Origin of the sequence: Dysgonomonas mossii DSM 22836 (assembly GCF_000213575.1) — a bacterium.
In the GTDB taxonomy this organism is placed as follows: Bacteria; Bacteroidota; Bacteroidia; order Bacteroidales; family Dysgonomonadaceae; genus Dysgonomonas; species Dysgonomonas mossii.
This window is the reverse complement of record NZ_GL892012.1, coordinates 41,961-58,872: the sequence shown is the minus strand read 5'-3', so window position 1 is coordinate 58,872 and position 16,912 is coordinate 41,961. Positions and strand designations below refer to the sequence as shown.

The following is a 16,912-nucleotide window of genomic DNA, read 5'->3' as shown; positions in this document are numbered from 1 at the left end:
ACCTCATTATTTCTTAGAATCTATAATTCAATGCAAGAGATATGGTACGCAATTTCTGCGGCGTAACTGTACTCCATCCTCCATAATATTTTTTATTGGCGAGATTATCCCCTTTCAAACTGATGGTATAGTTATCTCCATTATAAGAGATCAATGCATTGAAAATAGTATAACTTGGTAAAGTGAAGCTACCGGTTGAATGTCTGTTGAGTGTTTTATATTCTGATGCGTAGTTAGCTCCTGCGCCTATTCCCCACCCTTTCAATGAACCTGTAGTCAATTTGTAGCTTACCCATGCATTAAACAAGTTTGCCGGACCTGACTCTTCCGATCTTAGACCGATATAATCGCCATCGGCAGCATCCTTTGTTATCTTATTGTAATTGTGGCTATAACCCGCAATCATATTCAATCCTACAACAGGATTGGCAATAAGGCTTACTTCTACCCCTCTGCTTTTTACCACTCCACCTTGAATTACATTCAACACATTCGCCGGATCAGCCATCGTCTTGTTAGAAACTTTGATGTCATAGTAACTTACAGTCAACGAAACTCTATCGCTATACAGATTGCTTTTCACACCCACTTCCCACTGATTCGCTTTCTCAGGTTTCAAGATCTTCATAGAAGTATTACCCGAACCATCGTGCTGCGTTACAGGTTCAAGATTTTGAAAACCATTCATATAATTGGCAAACAAAGAAAGATGTTGCAAAATTGGCTGATAAACAAGACCTAATTTTTGAGAGAAAGTCACCTGGTTTTTCACCTCTTTAGTATTCCACGAAGTTGATGCTGAATAGTTATCCAAACGAAGTCCTACTAATGCAGACAGTTGAGGAGTAAAGTTGACAACATCAGACAAATAAGTACTCCAAATCTTAACTGTAGAGTTGGATACACTTCCCGGATCAGCAGATAAGAGAGCATCTACTCCTGTAGCGGTAAGCACGCCTGTATCTGTCTGATTAGCAAGCGACACAACGCCGTTTGCAACCCAAGCATAACCATTATCCTGATATTCTTTTTGTAAGTAATCTACACCGAAAACAACTCTGTTACGCATCTTGCCAAACTTATGATCTCCTGTAAAATTTTGCTGAACATTTATGGCATCGGTAGAAGAATTTAATCTGGAGATGTAGCGTGTAAAATCACTACCATTTACATTATCCCATAAATATTGATAATATCCGTCAGATTTTGTATTGCTGGCAGCTACAATGGTCTGCGAGTTCCAGTTCTCATTGATTTTATATAAAGCCTGAGCTTGCATACCATAGGTCGGATTGTTGACAGCTAGACGATTACTTGTATACGATTTCTTATAGTTCTTATCAAACAAATCCATATTTGAGAAAGTAACGGGAGCAGAACGGTATAAGAAAATCATAGGAGCAGTTGTTCTCTCCAACGATTTATATTCCGTATTAATAAAGAATGTCAAGCGATCCGAAGCCTTAAACTTAAAGCTAGGAGCTATAAAAAATGATTTTGAATAACCATTATCCTGAAATGTATTTTCATAATGGTAAGCTCCATTTATCCTCATACTGGCTTTGTCGCTCAACGGAGTGTTCACATCTGCAGTTACTCTGTTTAGCCCATAACTACCTGTAATGTAACCAAACTCTCCGCCGAAAGTATCGTACGGTTTCTTGGTAACAACATTGATCAGACCTCCATAATAAATCAGGTTTCCGCCATACAGTGTTCCCGAAGGGCCTTTTACCACTTCTATATTTTCTACATTTGCCGGATCCAAAGCTCCGTTGCTGATGTTAGCCACACCATTCACAATGGTTGGTTGCAAAGAAAATCCGCGCATGGTGTAATATTCCGCACCATCGCCTGCACGTCCGGTACTTTCCCACAGACGGGTTATACCTGTCGCATTTTTCAAGGCTGTATTGAGGCTTGTAACGACTTGTTCTTTAATAACCGTCTTGTTGATTGTATTATATACCTGTGGATTTTCTAAGTCGGCAAGCGGGAGTTTAGCAACCGATGCGCTTATTTTTTCGGCAAATGGATTCTTCTTGGTTGCTATAATTTCTATCTCTTGCAGATTTTCAGTCGTTTCGTTCAAGAAAACATCCTGAACCTGTAGGTCTTTACCTGACTCTACAGCGACTTCTACTTTAGACAATTGCAGTCCCACAGATGAGAACAAGAGCGTGTAACGTCCGGCATGAACGCCTGATATCTTATAGAACCCTTGAGAATTCGACATATCGCTCCTATGTAATTCTTCTATCGTTATACTAACGTTAGAAGCTGGTTTTCCATCAGAAGTAAATACACGACCACTTATAACAGCCGATTTTTGCTGTGCAGACAATGATATGACAATGCCCATAAGTAAAAACATTATACCGAACAGGCGTAAAGAAATACGTTGTTGTTGCATTTGTAAGTAATTTAATGATAATAATTTTGTATGTTAATCAACTTAACACACCTATGTTTCAGATGTATGTAAACAGAGTTTATTTCTACTGTCAAAAGATTATAGATAATTTAGTTATCCTTTGGGATGAGTCCGGCATTTTTTGTCTCCTTAATTTGCTTACTCGTTTATATAAAAATAAACAATGCTTTTTCGGCACAAAAATATAAATCAGCACAAAAAGCTACAATCACCATAAATAATGATTTTGGATAGAAAAAACACCTACATTCAGGTATATAAAGATTAAGTATAATTACAGGGGAAAGTTTAAGATTGAAAGAGTTGACTTCTTTTATGCAAATAAGCTGAGGTGATGCATCTAAGTAATGCAAAGTAAAAAACAATAAAAAGAGCCAATAATCTAACTTCTATCGGGAGGAACAAATCACTAAATTCCGTATCTTTACCATGTTGCTATATCTTATAATAGGACAAGCTCGTCCTGTATAAAAACAATAAGATTTTATCTTTATTAGAGTAGCCACAGAGGATAAAAAGGTAACACATAAAAACAGCGATGAAACTGTCACTTTTGTCACCTTTTGCTTATAAGACACTGAAAATGAATATGAATTATTTTTGTAACCTTGTTACTTTTTTTACTATATAATTAGAATATGACTTTATACGATGTTGCTATTATTGGAGGAGGGCCCGCAGGTTATACCGCAGCCGAAAGAGCTTCTGCCAACGGATTAAAAACGGTATTGTTCGAAAGAAATGCATTGGGTGGCGTATGCCTCAATGAAGGTTGTATCCCGACAAAAACACTTCTATACTCGGCAAAAACCCTGGACAATGTAAAAAACTCTGCGAAATATGGAGTCGGCGTAGAAAGAAGCCCAACTTTCGATCTGCCTAAAATAATTGCCCGCAAACAAAAAACAGTGCGTAAGCTGGTAGCCGGTATCAAGCAGAAAATGGCTGCACATGATGTAACAGTGATCATAGGCGAAGCAACCATCGAAGGTGAAGACGGAGAGCGTAATATTCTCATATCATGCAACAGTGAAACGATTACCGCAGCGAAGGTATTATTATCTACAGGCTCTGAAACAATTATTCCTCCCATCAAGGGACTGAGTGAATCGGGATACTGGACATCGAAAGAAGCGTTAGACAATAAAGGCGTACCGGAATCTTTAGCCGTTATCGGAGGGGGAGTTATCGGTATCGAGTTTGCTTCATTCTTCAATAGTCTGGGAGTAAAAGTGACAGTGATAGAAATGTTACCCGAAATACTCGGAGCAATGGACAAAGAACTATCAGCCATGCTTCGTGCAGAATATACTAAGAAAGGCATTGACTTTCATCTAAATACCAAAGTCGTTGAAATTAAAGACGGTCAGATTATTATAGAAAAAGACGGGGAACAATCAACGATCGAAGCCTCTCAGATATTATTGAGTACAGGACGACGCCCTGTTACTGCAAACCTGAATCTGGATAAGCTAAACATCGAATTGTTCAGAAACGGCGTGAAGGTAAATGAAAATATGCAGACATCTCACCCCAATGTATATGCATGCGGAGATATTACAGGATATTCGCTGCTGGCACACACTGCCGTACGCGAAGGAGAGGTAGCCATCAATCATATACTGGGCAAGACCGACAGCATGAGTTACAAAGCAATACCGGGAGTGGTATATACCAACCCTGAGATTGCAGGAGTAGGACAAACAGAAGAAGAGCTTGCGGCTAAAAACATAAAATACACTGCTCACAAACTCCCAATGGCATATTCGGGACGCTTTGTGGCTGAAAATGAACTAGGAAATGGTGTTTGTAAACTGATCATCGACGAAGATTCAAAAATCATAGGTTGCCACATGCTAGGTAATCCCGCCTCGGAACTGGTGGTTATAGCCGGCATTGCTATCGAAAAAGGATTTACTGTAGAAGAGTTTCAGAAGATTGTATTCCCTCACCCTACAGTAGGAGAGATTATACATGAATCCCTGTTCTTATAATCTTACGGGAAGGTTCTAGCTCTGTCGGGGATCAACACCCCACATCAGCTTATTTCTCAATGTTTTGTAGAAGGTATTATCTTTCCGTTTTAATACCTGAAGGGTAAAGTCTGCCTTCTTTACAGTCAGCTTCGTTCCCGCCTGAAATACATTAGACCTTCCGTCCAATGAGATGAGGAAGCTATTGTTACGGCTTTCCACATCAAAGGTTATAATGCTGTCGTCTGTTATAACCAAAGGTCTGTCTCCCAAGCTATGAGGGGCTATCGCTGCAATAACGAAGTTGCAGGCATCGGGCGCTATTATCGGCCCACCCACACTGAGGGAGTATGCTGTAGAGCCTGTAGGTGTAGCCATCACGAGTCCGTCAGCTTCATACGAGGTCAGGTATTCGTCGTTGATATATGCATGCACGGTGATCATCGAAGCCGTATCCTGCTTCATAATAGCCACTTCGTTGAGAGCGTAGTTGAAGCCATGATATATCTTATGTTCGGTAGTCAGATGCAGTTGGCTGCGATGTTCGATACGGTAGTTACCCGAAAATACATCTTCGAAGGTAGCTTCCAGATCTTCTTCGCCTACATCTGCCAGAAAGCCTAATCGTCCGGCATTTATACCGAGTATCGGAATATTCTTTTTGCCTATTACCGATGCCGTACGCAAGAATGTTCCGTCTCCTCCGATTGTTACCACCAGGTCAACATCAAACTCATCGTTCTTTATAATACCGGCGATATCATATTGCAAGTGAAGGCAATCTCTTAAGTAGTAATAGAATTTTTCCTGAAGATAGATCCCTACGTTGTTATCGTTTAAGATTCCAAATAACTTTTCGACCTGTTCTTTCTTCTGATGTTTGCTACCGAATATGGCTATTTTCATCGCTTTTACTTTTAACGGAACCTATTTATATACAAACAAATGATTTTCTAAGCTGTTAATAAAACGGAACTGATACGCGCATTCTCATCAAATCATATTACATTTGTAGTTTGATATCGTTCCACAAAGGTGCTAAAAAAGTTTTATCTATTAACATCTATCTCTAGCAATTTGTGAAGAACGGCGGTTTTTAATGGTTTGACATGACAAAGTTAAGTGTAAATATTAATAAGATTGCAACACTACGCAATGCTCGAGGAGGTAATGTTCCGGATGTTGTACAAGTTGCTCTCGATTGCGAAAAATTTGGTGCAGAAGGTATAACAGTTCATCCTCGTCCCGACGAAAGACATATTCGATTCAAAGACGTGTATGACTTAAAGGCGAAGATCAGAACTGAATTTAATATCGAAGGTTATCCTTCACAAAAGTTTATAGACCTTGTTACAACGATACGTCCCACACAAGTAACCCTTGTTCCGGACAAGCCCGATGCAATTACATCTAATGCAGGTTGGAACACTGTTGAACATCAACAACTCCTATCCGATTTGGTTGATACATTCAGGGCTGTAGGTGTACGCACGTCTATCTTTGTTGGCACAGAGCTCGAAATAATAGAGGCAGCAGCAAAAACGGGAACAGACAGGATTGAGCTATATACGGAGCCTTATGCTTCCAATTTCTTGAAAGACAAAGAGGCTGCTATAGAACCTTTTATAGTTGCGGCCAAATTAGCGAAGAAGCTTGGACTAGGATTAAATGCAGGTCATGATCTTAGTCTCGAAAATTTGAATTATCTATATGAAAATATACCCACAATAGATGAAGTCTCTATTGGGCATGCCCTTATTAGCGACGCATTGTATTTGGGGCTTGAAAATACAATAAAGGCTTACAAGGACTGCCTGAAACCAAAAACTGAAGTAGACTAAAAAATGGAAGCTCAGAAGGATAAAATAATAGGTCTAGGTGCAACAATCGGATTTCACTTGCTAATTATCTTAGCTCTTATTTTTTATACCCTCGATTTGACACCAATGGCAAGGACTGCCGAAGATTTGGGAGGAGTTCCTGTTATGTTTGGCAACGTACCCGATGCATTTGGAGACGATGAGCCCTTTGGTAGAGGCAATGGAGACGTTGGTGCTGAAGAAGCCACTTCACCCAATGTGGTTGAAGATCCAATCCCGATGATAGAGAATACTGCAACCAAAACAAAACCGGCAGTATCGAACACAAAGGAAGCACCCGTTACTCAAAATCTGGAAGAAACAGTAGCCATAAAAGAAGCTAAGAAAAAAGCTGAAGAAAAGAAACAGCAAGAAGCAGACGAAAGGAGAAAGAAGGCTGAAGCTGACCGTGTAGCACAACAAGAAGCGGCTAAGAAAGGACAGATCAACAACCAAATGGCGGGACTATTTGGCAATGGAACAGGCAGCGGCAGCAGAGGCAATACTGAAGGAACAGGCACACAAGGTGTACCAACAGGAAATGCCAGCTATGGCAAAACGTCAGGAGTTGGCGGCTGGGGATCGTTCGATCTTGGTGGACGCAGCCTTGGCAGTGGCGGACTGATCAAACCGAACTATTCGGTAGACGATTACGGTACTGTTGTTGTGGATATATTGGTAAATGCTAAAGGTGATGTAGTGGAAGCCACAATCGGAAAAGGTACAAATACGCCAAACACAAATCTACGGAACGAAGCTCTAAGAGCCGCAAAAAGAACAAAGTTCAATACGGTGTCATCCGTCACCAATCAAAAAGGAACAATCACATATAAGTTTAATTTAAATTAAATGGATATGAAAACTATATTTTTATTTCTGACCACAGGTTTTGAAGAGATTGAAGCTCTTGGAACAGTCGATGTCCTTCGCCGTGGAGGTTTGGATGTGAAAACAGTATCGTTGACTGATAGCAAACAAGTGGTTGCCAGTCATCAAATACCTGTAATAGCCGACCTGATGTTCGACGAGGTTGACTTCTCTAAAGCAGAAATGCTTGTTTTACCAGGAGGTACAACAAAATTCAACGAACACGAAGGCTTGAAAAAAGAACTACTCGCTTTTGCCAACAAAGGCGAAAAGGTTGCTGCAATATGCGCTTCACCGATGGTATTAGGAGGCTTAGGTCTTTTGGATGGGAAGAAGGCAACAGCCTACCCCGGATTTGAACAATACCTGAAAGGAGCTACATTGCAGACAGAAAAAGCTGTTGTAATAGACGGAAATATAACTACCGGAAGAGGTCCCGGACTGACTATCGATTTTGCGCTAAGCCTTGTTGAACAATTGGCAGGGAAAGCAAAGAGAGATGAAGTCGCAGCCGGCTTGTTGGTTCAGTGAAAAATTTAATGGGAAATGATGAGGTGCGAATCTCATCATTTCTCGTATTACCATAAAATTAAGTAACACAACATTAAAATGGAATTCTTACACGAAGTTTGGAACTTCTTTCTTAACCTGTTAAGAGATACAGGCGGAACATTAGACATGCTGGTAACTGAATATGGCTTATGGGTATATGCCATTTTGTTTTTGATCATTTTCTGCGAAACAGGTTTGGTTGTGACACCATTTTTACCGGGCGACTCTTTATTATTTTTAGCGGGAGCTATCGCTGTACGCCCCGACAATCCGCTACATATCTATTACCTTGTCGGTATACTGATTGTAGCAGCTATTATAGGTGATGCAGTAAATTATTCGATAGGCCGCCTCTTTGGAGAAAAGCTCTTCAGCAATCCCAAGTCAAAGATATTTAAGCAAGAATATCTTGAAAAAACAAACAAGTTTTACGAAAAACATGGAGGCAAAACCATCATCCTTGCCCGCTTTGTACCTATTGTTCGCACCTTCGCTCCTTTTGTTGCAGGTATGGGCAAAATGAGCTATAAACATTTCTTCTCCTACAATGTTATAGGAGGTATAGCATGGGTGGTTATCTTTTGTGCTTTAGGTGCTATTATAGGAAGTAACGAATGGGTAGAGAAAAATCTCGACAAGGTAGTCATTATTATTGTTGTTGTATCTATTCTTCCGGGTGTTTACGAAGTAGCTAAGGCTAAGTGGGAATCAAAAAAGGAAGCGAAAGCTAAAGCCAAAATAGGGAATTAAGAAAGATAATTAAATTTATCTTTATATATAAATAAAACCACCTTACTGATCAACTCTTATCAGTAAGATGGTTTTTTAATTTAAATATGTCTATAATATGATTATAAAAGCAAACTTGCCCGACTCCGGGAAGAAGAAACGATTGGTAATTATCGGAGGAGGGTTTGCCGGACTCGAACTTGCAAAAAGAGCGGATAAGAATCAATATCAGGTAGTACTGATAGACAAGAACAATTACTATCAGTTTCAACCCTTATTCTATCAGGTAGCTATCGGGGGATTGGAACCGAGTTCGATATCTTATCCATATAGAAAGAACTTTCAGAAAAATAAAGACTTTCATTTCAGAATGTGTGAGGCTTTAAGCGTAAATACATCTGATAAGAAGATTGAAACAAATATCGGCATCATTACATACGACCTTTTAGTTATCGCCACAGGATGCGATACAAATTATTTCGGGAATACAGATCTAATAGAAAATACATTCTCACTAAAATCTGTATCCGAATCACTCTTGATGAGAAACAGGATACTACTAAGCTTCGAAGAATCTTTGATCACAACAGACGAAGAAAAACGAAAAGAATTACTGACTTTTGTTATCGTCGGAGGAGGCGCAACAGGTGTAGAATTAGCCGGAGCATTAGCGGACATGAGAAGAACGGTTTTGCCGAGAGACTACCCGGAGATAGACTTTACTAAAATGGAAATCCACTTGGTGAATGCAGGTTCCCGTCTACTGGCAGGTATGTCGGAACAAGCATCCGAAACAGCATTAAAAACATTGCTAGACAGAGGTGTTATCGTTTATCAGGAAAAATCGGTAAAATCGGTAGAAAGCCCTTATGTGAATATTGCTGACGGCACGCAAATACGCTCCCGTAATGTATTTTGGGTGGCAGGGGTTAAGCCAAATAGCTTAGCAGGTCTTGACGAAACGGCATACAACCGGGGACGTTTGGTTGTAAACGAATACAATCAGGTAAATGGCTATAAAGATATTTTCTCAATCGGCGATACCTCTTTACAAACATCCGAAAGTTATCCGGTCGGTCATCCTCAGGTAGCCCAAGTAGCCCTACAGATGGCAAAGCAACTAGCCAAAAATATCAATAAGGGAGAATCGGACAATTGGGATAAATTTGTATATGTAGATAAAGGCTCATTGGCTACCATTGGACGTAATGCTGCTGTTGCCGACCTAGGGAAACTCCGCTTTGGAGGCTGGGTTGCCTGGTGGTTGTGGTTGCTGGTACATATCCTTTCTATTGTGGGAATGAGAAATAAGGTTTCTGTATTCATCGACTGGGTATGGAGTTATCTGAATTATGATGTTTCGCTACGTCTACTAATTCGTCCTAAGTTCAACGACATGTATAAGGATAAGAGAACTAAACAAAGCAACGAACAAATCCAAACTTAATGCAGTAAGATATATTCCAAGAAAATGAACTATCTTTGCATCAAATTGCAGTAGGTCGGTTTGCCGCTGGCTGCCGCAAGGCAGAAAGAGGAAAGTCCGGGCAACACAGAGCATCGTATTTCTTAATGGGAAGCTGTTCGCGAGGGCAGAGTTAAGGTAACAGAGAACAACCGCCCCTATCAGGGGTAAGGGTGAAAAGGTGAGGTAAGAGCTCACCGGTCTGTATAGCAATATACAGAGCCGTACCACTTGCGAGTTGTAAGACCATGTATACCGGCGCATGTAGGGCTGCTCGTCCGATGCCGGGGGGTAGGTCGCTAGAGCCTGTTGGTGACATCAGGCGTAGATAAATGGCAAGCACTCTTCTTGAAGAGTACAGAACCCGGCTTATAGACTTACTGTATTTTTATTTTAGAGAAATCTTATAACCTCAGGTCTGAATTTATTTTATCCTAAGCAAAGGACGTTTTTTGTCGGGTTCTTGTTCACTATTGTATTGAAATAGTGTGTCAGATTTAATCATAAACTTTAGCGTGTCTCCTTTCTCAAATACATTATTATAAGATTTAGAGACTGTACAGTCAATGATATTATCTTGGATAGTAAATGTACCCAATAGCTTTTCTTTTAAGATCGACCCGTCTATTTCATAGAGAAAGTTATTCCCGTTATCGAAAGATATAGTGCCCATAGCTGCACCGAGGAAGCCTTTGTATTGTTTTACTGTGTTAAACTCAATTTTCGGTTCAGATTGCTCACTCTCACTTTTTTGTTCTTTATAACTCAGTAAGTCATTTAACAAGTTCAACATATCATTCGAATAAAAGTATATCCCATCTTCTTTTAGGATGGTAAACTTACCGATGCAAGCCTCCGATATTACTTTGCCGTTCGAAAAAAGCCTTAGCTTCATTCGTGTATCAGGGCTAGGATACTTGCCATTCTCGGCTACAGGAAGATTTTTAAGTACACTCGTTATTCTGCGTATTGCATTACTCCCTACAATTGTCTTCTTATCAATAACATTCTGAAATGTAAAATCATAATTCATACAATCTACACTGTATGGCATCTCAGTATCCATCGGCACGGAAAGAACCTCTATCTTTGTTATATCTTGGGAAAGACAGTTTAAGCAGAGTATTAGCAATAAACCTAAAAGTAGTTTCGACTTCATCGTCATTGTATTCGTTTGTTTTATCTAAGTTTGTAAAGGGAATCATTAAGGAATCCTCCTTAATACGCACGCAAATTTAACAATAATAATAAAAACAAACAATCCTGCCAAAATAAATATGACAGGATTGCTTCACTAAACTTATCTTAAATTATTTATATCTCAACCACTTAAACATTTCGGCAAAGGTTACTTTCTTGCCATACATCAGAATACCGACACGATAAACCTTTGCGGCGAGCTTGACCATTAATATGGCTGTCGCATAAAGTACAACAACGGACAAGGCTAACTCCCAAATAGATATTTCGAACGGAGCACGTACCATCATCACGACAGGAGCAGTAAATGGTATGATCGAACACCAAAACGCCATCGCGCCTTCAGGATTCTGAGATGCTGCAATACCTGTATAAAAGGCTAATAATAATATAATAGTCAATGGCATCATCAACTGCTGAGCCTCTTGCGAATCGTTAGCAGCAGACCCAAACATGGCATACAAAGAGGAGAAAAGAAGATACCCTCCCACAAAATATAATATAAGGCAGATTCCTACTTGCAGCCAGTTGACACCCAATATACTATTAACAGCTGAAGTCATCTCCGAGTTATTCTGTGCCATTGCACTTATTGCCTGTTGGGCCTCCATTGTAGCAGTGGTATCTACACTTGTTCCAAGGAATATTTGCATAGCAACAAGTGCACCGCCTCCTATAACAAGCCAGATAACCAATTGTAGCAAGCCAACCAATCCTACTCCAACTATTTTACCCATCATCAGATCTAAAGGTCTAACGGATGAAATGATCACCTCAATGATACGGTTTGTTTTCTCTTCTACAACACTTTGCACCACCATTTGCCCATACATCATGATAAAGAAAAACATACACAGAGTAAGTCCCATTCCTACAAAAGATGCCGCCTGACCAAGCGTCTCTGTCTTCTGTCCCGCTTCGTCGAGACGGATAGTGGAAACATTTATCTGATCTTTCGATTTCAATATTTGTTGCAGATCGGTAACAAGTTGTGGTTCGATATTACTTCTTTGAGTAAAATCGTCTATCTTTTTATTTCTAACAGCATCCGTAAGTATGTTGTTGATATAAACAGTCAATTCACGAGGAGGCTGCTGCTTTTCGGAATAGAAAGTTGCTGCATTCGGATTTACACTCAGGTCCTCTGATATCTCTAATATGGCTGTCCGCTTATCGCTCGGCTTACTATCGTTGTCCGATAATTTTACAAACTCATAGTTCTTAGATGACTGAAACAAACTAAAGTAAGAACCTGTATGATCGATTACATACACTTTGTTTATGTCATCATTACTACTCAACATCATCAGCAATGCCGGGATGGTAGACACTCCCAAGAATAAGAATGGTGTTAGCAACGTTGTCAAGATAAACGCTTTGGTTTTTACCCTCGAGGTAAATTCCCTATGTATAATTAGCTTTAATCCTCTCATTGTTTTGTCTCTGATACGATTTGTATAAAAATATCATTCATCGAAGGCAATACTTCTTCAAAAGTCACCACTTCATAGCGTTTGGCTATCTCTTGTATCAACTCTGAGTTGGAAGCCTCATCATTACGCTGAATGAGTAATTCCGTAATATTACTGTCCGTTGATTGCGATAATATCGAAAAGTGAGAAGATTCCAAATCAAAAGTTTCCCCTACGACCTGAAGTTTGAAAATATGCTTTCTGTATCTTGCTCGTATTTCTTTCACATTCCCATTCAATACAACCCTAGATTTATTTATCAGAGATATTTCGTCACACAATTCCTCTACCGATTCCATATTATGAGTCGATAGAATTATTGTTTTGCCTTTTGCTTTCAGATCCAACAGCTCTTTCTTCAACAATTCTGTATTCACAGGATCGAATCCGCTGAAAGGCTCATCAAGAATATACAAATCGGGTTCATGTATGACAGTAGCAATAAATTGTATCTTTTGCTGCATACCTTTCGACAGTTCCTCCACTTTCTTTCCTTGCCAAGATAGTATATCAAACTTCTTTAGCCAATATTGAGTTTTTTGTACTGCGTCTTCTTTCGAGAGGCCTCTCAATTGTGCCAGAAAAATAATATGCTCTCCAACTTTCATTTTCTTGTACAAGCCTCTTTCTTCGGGAAGATAACCGATATTGAAAACATCATCGGCTACCGACACCCTTCCATTTATAAAGACTTGTCCTTCATCGGGGGCAGTTATCCTGTTTATTATTCGGATTAGCGAAGATTTGCCTGCACCATTAGGCCCCAGCAATCCATAGATGCAACCTTTTGGCACTTGCATGCTTACGCCATCGAGAGCTCTATGACTACCATATTGTTTCACCACATCGTGGGCTTCGAGATAATACATATTCTATAGTATGGTTTATATTCTTTTTATATTAGTCGCACCAAAAACATAAAAGTCACAGAGCTCCGGAAATATTATAGTCTTATTTCTTATCGCCCACTAACACTCCTGAGATACACCAATAACTTAACGCACTACCTTCGGGGTCTCCCACGGGTATCGCTACCTTCAGTTGATGTTCGCCTGCCTTCACATCCCCAATGTGTATAAACACAGGGTAACTCACTGTACCCGGACACCAGCCCGAACGACTTAGATCGGATGAAGACAAACCATTTGCGAAATTACCCGAAGCCGGGTTCAACTCTCTATAGCTGCCGCAATCTTCGCGCCAAGGAGTGTAAGCTATCAGGCGAGAGCCATCCATAAATATCTCGTTAAGCTTCGGATTAAATTCGTCTCCTCCACCCCAGCCGCCATGGCCTGTAGATATATAACGGATATAAGCATCTTTGAGGTCTACATCTGTTTTGAAGTTCACGGTCAGAGAATCATTGCGAAACAATCCGTCAGGATAAGCCTGTCCTGCCATCTCCATAATATTTGTAGTTGTAAACAGAGGATATACTTCTTTCTCTGCACGCTTTTCGTTCGGATAATACTTAATCTTCAAAGAAATATTATGCCCGTTTTTCGCATAATTTCCAATCCATGCACCTACCCACACTTCATTTTTCAGATACTTGGCATAGTCTGTAATTTCTTGTTTAAACACTACAGAATCCGGCCAGTTGTATTCAGCTACTTCGATATGATTATATCCCTTTACCCCGAATGAAGTATAAAAACGCATCAACTCGAGAGGCGGCAAATAATCTTCTGTAGCAACCATTCCCTCATACGATTTTCCATGTTTATCGGTATATTGAGGCAATGCTTCTCTTCCTTTTAACAATCCATCCATAAATGATTGCTTCCTATCGGTAGGCACGATAAAGACGCTACCCGTACGGTCATAAGCATCACCTTCAGAATGTTGGGCCAGCTCTGCAAAAATAGAATAGCTACTATTATCGGCAGGAAGTTTTACTTTTTTCAGAACGATAGAACCATTCGCAAATTGCATTATTTCTGTATCGTTCAACTGCTCCGGCTTAGGAATATCCCTAAAGTAGATACTCTGATTATTAAACACGTCAGCCACAATAACCTGGCTTTGCTGTATACGGTAATTATAAGCAGGGGCTGTCAGCTTATCACCTTTAAGAACAGGTTTTACATTCACTATCTCTTTTAGCAAATCAATCTTTGTTGCTTTTTCTTCGTATTGCCCGTTCCTTACCACTTTGAGCACAACTCCATCCGGCAAACCAACACCGGGCTGCATAGATCCTTTGACTCCTAATTGAGTTGTATACCATATTTCTATCGTATTAGAATTAATAACAGTCTTTGCTTTTTTGCAGAGGTAGCCGGCAATAGTTTCTGTTTCGGGTAAAAATTCCAGTTTATCATTTAATGTAAATGATCGGGTAGTATAAAACTCATTTCCATTTGCCAACTTTGCAGTTTTAGTTTCTTCATTTGTTGCATAATCAAGATAGGTGTATTGTATCGGAGTACCCTCTTGCACTTCGGCATATTTACGACTTATTTGCACATCAGTTCCGCATATCTCTACGATGGTATTTGCTCCTTCGTAAGCTTTACCATTCATACTTGTCTGGTAGGTGATACGCACTGTTTTAAAATCTTTCTTAGGTTGAGCATTCATTACAAATGCGATAAGTAATAATTGGAATAAAAATAGGTTCCTTTTCATAAAATATATTTTAGATAAAAGAGTTTTTAGGTCAACGGACAAAGATAAAGATAATCACGGATTGATTGAAAAACATTCAAATATTTAACGACCATTCTTTAGACATTCCCTTAAAAAGCACAAAACAAATAAACAATTCCATTTTTCTTCGTATTTTTGCCAGCCAAAGATGTTTTGAGATAAATCATCGAAGCTTAATTACATATTAAAATATATTTCTATGAACAACGAGAAAGGACTGGACTTTAAATCCACGATTTCAACCGAAGACAAAAAACTGTTCATCGAAACCTACGGCTGTCAAATGAATGTAGCAGACAGCGAGGTTGTTGCATCCGTAATGCAAATGGATGGTTATACCATGACAGATAAGCTGGAAGAAGCCGATGCTGTTTTTGTAAACACATGCTCGATACGTGACAACGCCGAGCAAAGAGTTATTCAACGTCTCGACTATTTCAACGCCCTTAAGAGAAAGAAGAAGCCAAATATGATTATTGGTGTTTTGGGTTGTATGGCCGAACGAGTGAAAGAAGAGCTACACGACAAGCATCATGTAGATGTTGTAGTAGGCCCCGATGCCTACCTCGACCTGCCTAATCTGGTAGGAGCTGCCGAAAATGGCAACAAAGCAATCAATGTTCAACTATCCAAAACCGAAACGTATAAAGATGTGATCCCTCTGCGTATTGGAGGAAACCACATTTCGGGCTTTATATCCATTATGCGTGGATGCGATAAGGTATGTTCGTATTGTATAGTGCCTTATACAAGAGGTCGTGAACGAAGCCGTTCGCCACAGAGTATCCTTAACGAATTGGAAAATCTGCGAGACAAAGGATTTAAGGAAGCCACATTGTTGGGACAGAATGTCAACTCGTATCGCTTCACAAACGAAGACGGCAGCGTTGTAGATTTCCCTGCTCTATTGGAAATGACAGCGAAGGCCGCACCTAAAATGCGTATCCGATTTACAACCTCTTATCCCACAGACATGACAGATGAAACACTGGAGGTAATCGCAAAATACGATAACCTGTGTAAGTTTATCCATCTACCTGTGCAATCGGGAAGTAGCAAGATGCTAAACGTGATGAAGAGAAAATATGACAGAGAGTGGTATCTGAACCGTATCGAAGCGATTAAACGTATCATACCGGGATGCGGCATATCTACTGATATCATGTGCGGCTTTCATTCTGAAACGGAAGAAGATCAGCAAGAAACACTATCACTGATGCGTGAAGTATGTTTCGACTCGGCATTTATGTTCAAGTATTCGGAACGTCCGGGAACATACGCTTCAAAAAAATTAGAAGATGATATACCTGAAGATGTTAAAATAAAACGTTTACAGGAAATTATAGATTTGCAAAACGAATGCTCTCTTGAAAGCAACAAGCGAGATGTAGGCAAAGTATTTGAAGTACTTGTTGAAGGATTCTCTAAACGCTCGAGGGAACAACTTTTTGGACGAACATCCCAAAACAAAGTTGTTATTTTCGACAAAGGAAACCATCGCATAGGAGACTTTGTTACCGTAAAAGTAACAGGGAATACTTCGGCTACACTATTCGGCGAAGCGATATAACAATCGGGCTAATAGTTATTTTTACTGAAAAATATTTTTGATATTTCAAAAAATAGCTATATTAGCTGTCCTTTTAGGGAAAGCAAGAAGATTATTAGCGGTTTAGCCCGTATTATTTAGTGATCAATCCAATTTATAA

At 39.7% G+C, this 16,912-nt stretch carries 13 protein-coding genes and 1 other RNA gene; 8 read left to right on the top strand and 6 right to left on the bottom strand.

Going from position 1 to position 16,912, the window contains the following annotated elements:
* Positions 1-13: 13 nt before the first annotated feature.
* Entirely contained in the window at positions 14-2,413 is a 2,400-nt protein-coding gene (locus HMPREF9456_RS15640; RefSeq protein WP_006844537.1) for a TonB-dependent receptor, read from the bottom strand.
* A gap of 659 nt (positions 2,414-3,072) precedes the next feature.
* Between HMPREF9456_RS15640 and lpdA the strand changes: the two genes are divergently transcribed.
* Positions 3,073-4,428, top strand: coding sequence for a dihydrolipoyl dehydrogenase (gene lpdA, locus HMPREF9456_RS15635; RefSeq protein ID WP_006844536.1), 1,356 nt, complete (start codon positions 3,073-3,075; stop codon positions 4,426-4,428).
* A 15-nt stretch (positions 4,429-4,443) separates the two neighbouring features.
* On the opposite strand, the gene HMPREF9456_RS15630 is transcribed toward lpdA, so the two are convergent.
* Positions 4,444-5,313: an NAD kinase gene (locus HMPREF9456_RS15630; protein WP_006844535.1), complete on the bottom strand. Its 870-nt coding sequence runs from the start codon at positions 5,311-5,313 to the stop codon at positions 4,444-4,446.
* Positions 5,314-5,516: 203 nt separating this feature from the next.
* On the opposite strand from HMPREF9456_RS15630, the gene HMPREF9456_RS15625 reads away from it, so the two are divergent.
* From HMPREF9456_RS15625 to rnpB, 6 genes are all read left to right on the top strand, one after another.
* Entirely contained in the window at positions 5,517-6,248 is a 732-nt protein-coding gene (locus HMPREF9456_RS15625; protein ID WP_006844534.1) for a pyridoxine 5'-phosphate synthase, read from the top strand.
* A gap of 3 nt (positions 6,249-6,251) precedes the next feature.
* Entirely contained in the window at positions 6,252-7,115 is an 864-nt protein-coding gene (locus tag HMPREF9456_RS15620; RefSeq protein WP_006844533.1) for an energy transducer TonB family protein, read from the top strand.
* Positions 7,116-7,121: 6 nt separating this feature from the next.
* A complete protein-coding gene (locus HMPREF9456_RS15615; protein WP_006844532.1) occupies positions 7,122-7,664 on the top strand; it encodes a DJ-1 family glyoxalase III in 543 nt (180 codons plus the stop codon).
* A 78-nt stretch (positions 7,665-7,742) separates the two neighbouring features.
* Positions 7,743-8,435: a DedA family protein gene (locus tag HMPREF9456_RS15610; RefSeq protein WP_006844531.1), complete on the top strand. Its 693-nt coding sequence runs from the start codon at positions 7,743-7,745 to the stop codon at positions 8,433-8,435.
* Positions 8,436-8,532: 97 nt separating this feature from the next.
* Positions 8,533-9,861, top strand: a complete 1,329-nt coding sequence (locus HMPREF9456_RS15605; RefSeq protein ID WP_006844530.1) for an NAD(P)/FAD-dependent oxidoreductase — start codon at positions 8,533-8,535, stop codon at positions 9,859-9,861.
* Between the two features lie 47 nt (positions 9,862-9,908).
* Positions 9,909-10,267: RNase P RNA component class A (gene rnpB / locus HMPREF9456_RS16955), an RNA gene on the top strand.
* A 36-nt stretch (positions 10,268-10,303) separates the two neighbouring features.
* Here rnpB and HMPREF9456_RS15600 read toward each other — a convergent pair.
* The 4 genes from HMPREF9456_RS15600 to HMPREF9456_RS15585 form a co-directional block, all read right to left on the bottom strand.
* Complete coding sequence (locus HMPREF9456_RS15600) at positions 10,304-11,038, bottom strand: hypothetical protein (RefSeq protein ID WP_147591775.1); 735 nt, start codon at positions 11,036-11,038, stop codon at positions 10,304-10,306.
* A gap of 151 nt (positions 11,039-11,189) precedes the next feature.
* Complete coding sequence (locus HMPREF9456_RS15595) at positions 11,190-12,512, bottom strand: ABC transporter permease (RefSeq protein ID WP_006844528.1); 1,323 nt, start codon at positions 12,510-12,512, stop codon at positions 11,190-11,192.
* Positions 12,509-13,420 carry an ABC transporter ATP-binding protein gene (locus HMPREF9456_RS15590; protein WP_006844527.1) on the bottom strand — a complete coding sequence of 304 codons (912 nt, stop codon included), beginning with the start codon at positions 13,418-13,420 and terminating at the stop codon, positions 12,509-12,511. Before HMPREF9456_RS15590 ends, HMPREF9456_RS15595 begins: the two co-directional genes overlap by 4 nt.
* Before the next feature lie 82 nt (positions 13,421-13,502).
* A complete protein-coding gene (locus HMPREF9456_RS15585) occupies positions 13,503-15,182 on the bottom strand; it encodes a PNGase F N-terminal domain-containing protein (protein ID WP_006844526.1) in 1,680 nt (559 codons plus the stop codon).
* A 220-nt stretch (positions 15,183-15,402) separates the two neighbouring features.
* On the opposite strand from HMPREF9456_RS15585, the gene miaB reads away from it, so the two are divergent.
* Entirely contained in the window at positions 15,403-16,773 is a 1,371-nt protein-coding gene (miaB, locus tag HMPREF9456_RS15580; RefSeq protein ID WP_006844525.1) for a tRNA (N6-isopentenyl adenosine(37)-C2)-methylthiotransferase MiaB, read from the top strand.
* Positions 16,774-16,912 lie beyond the last annotated feature (139 nt).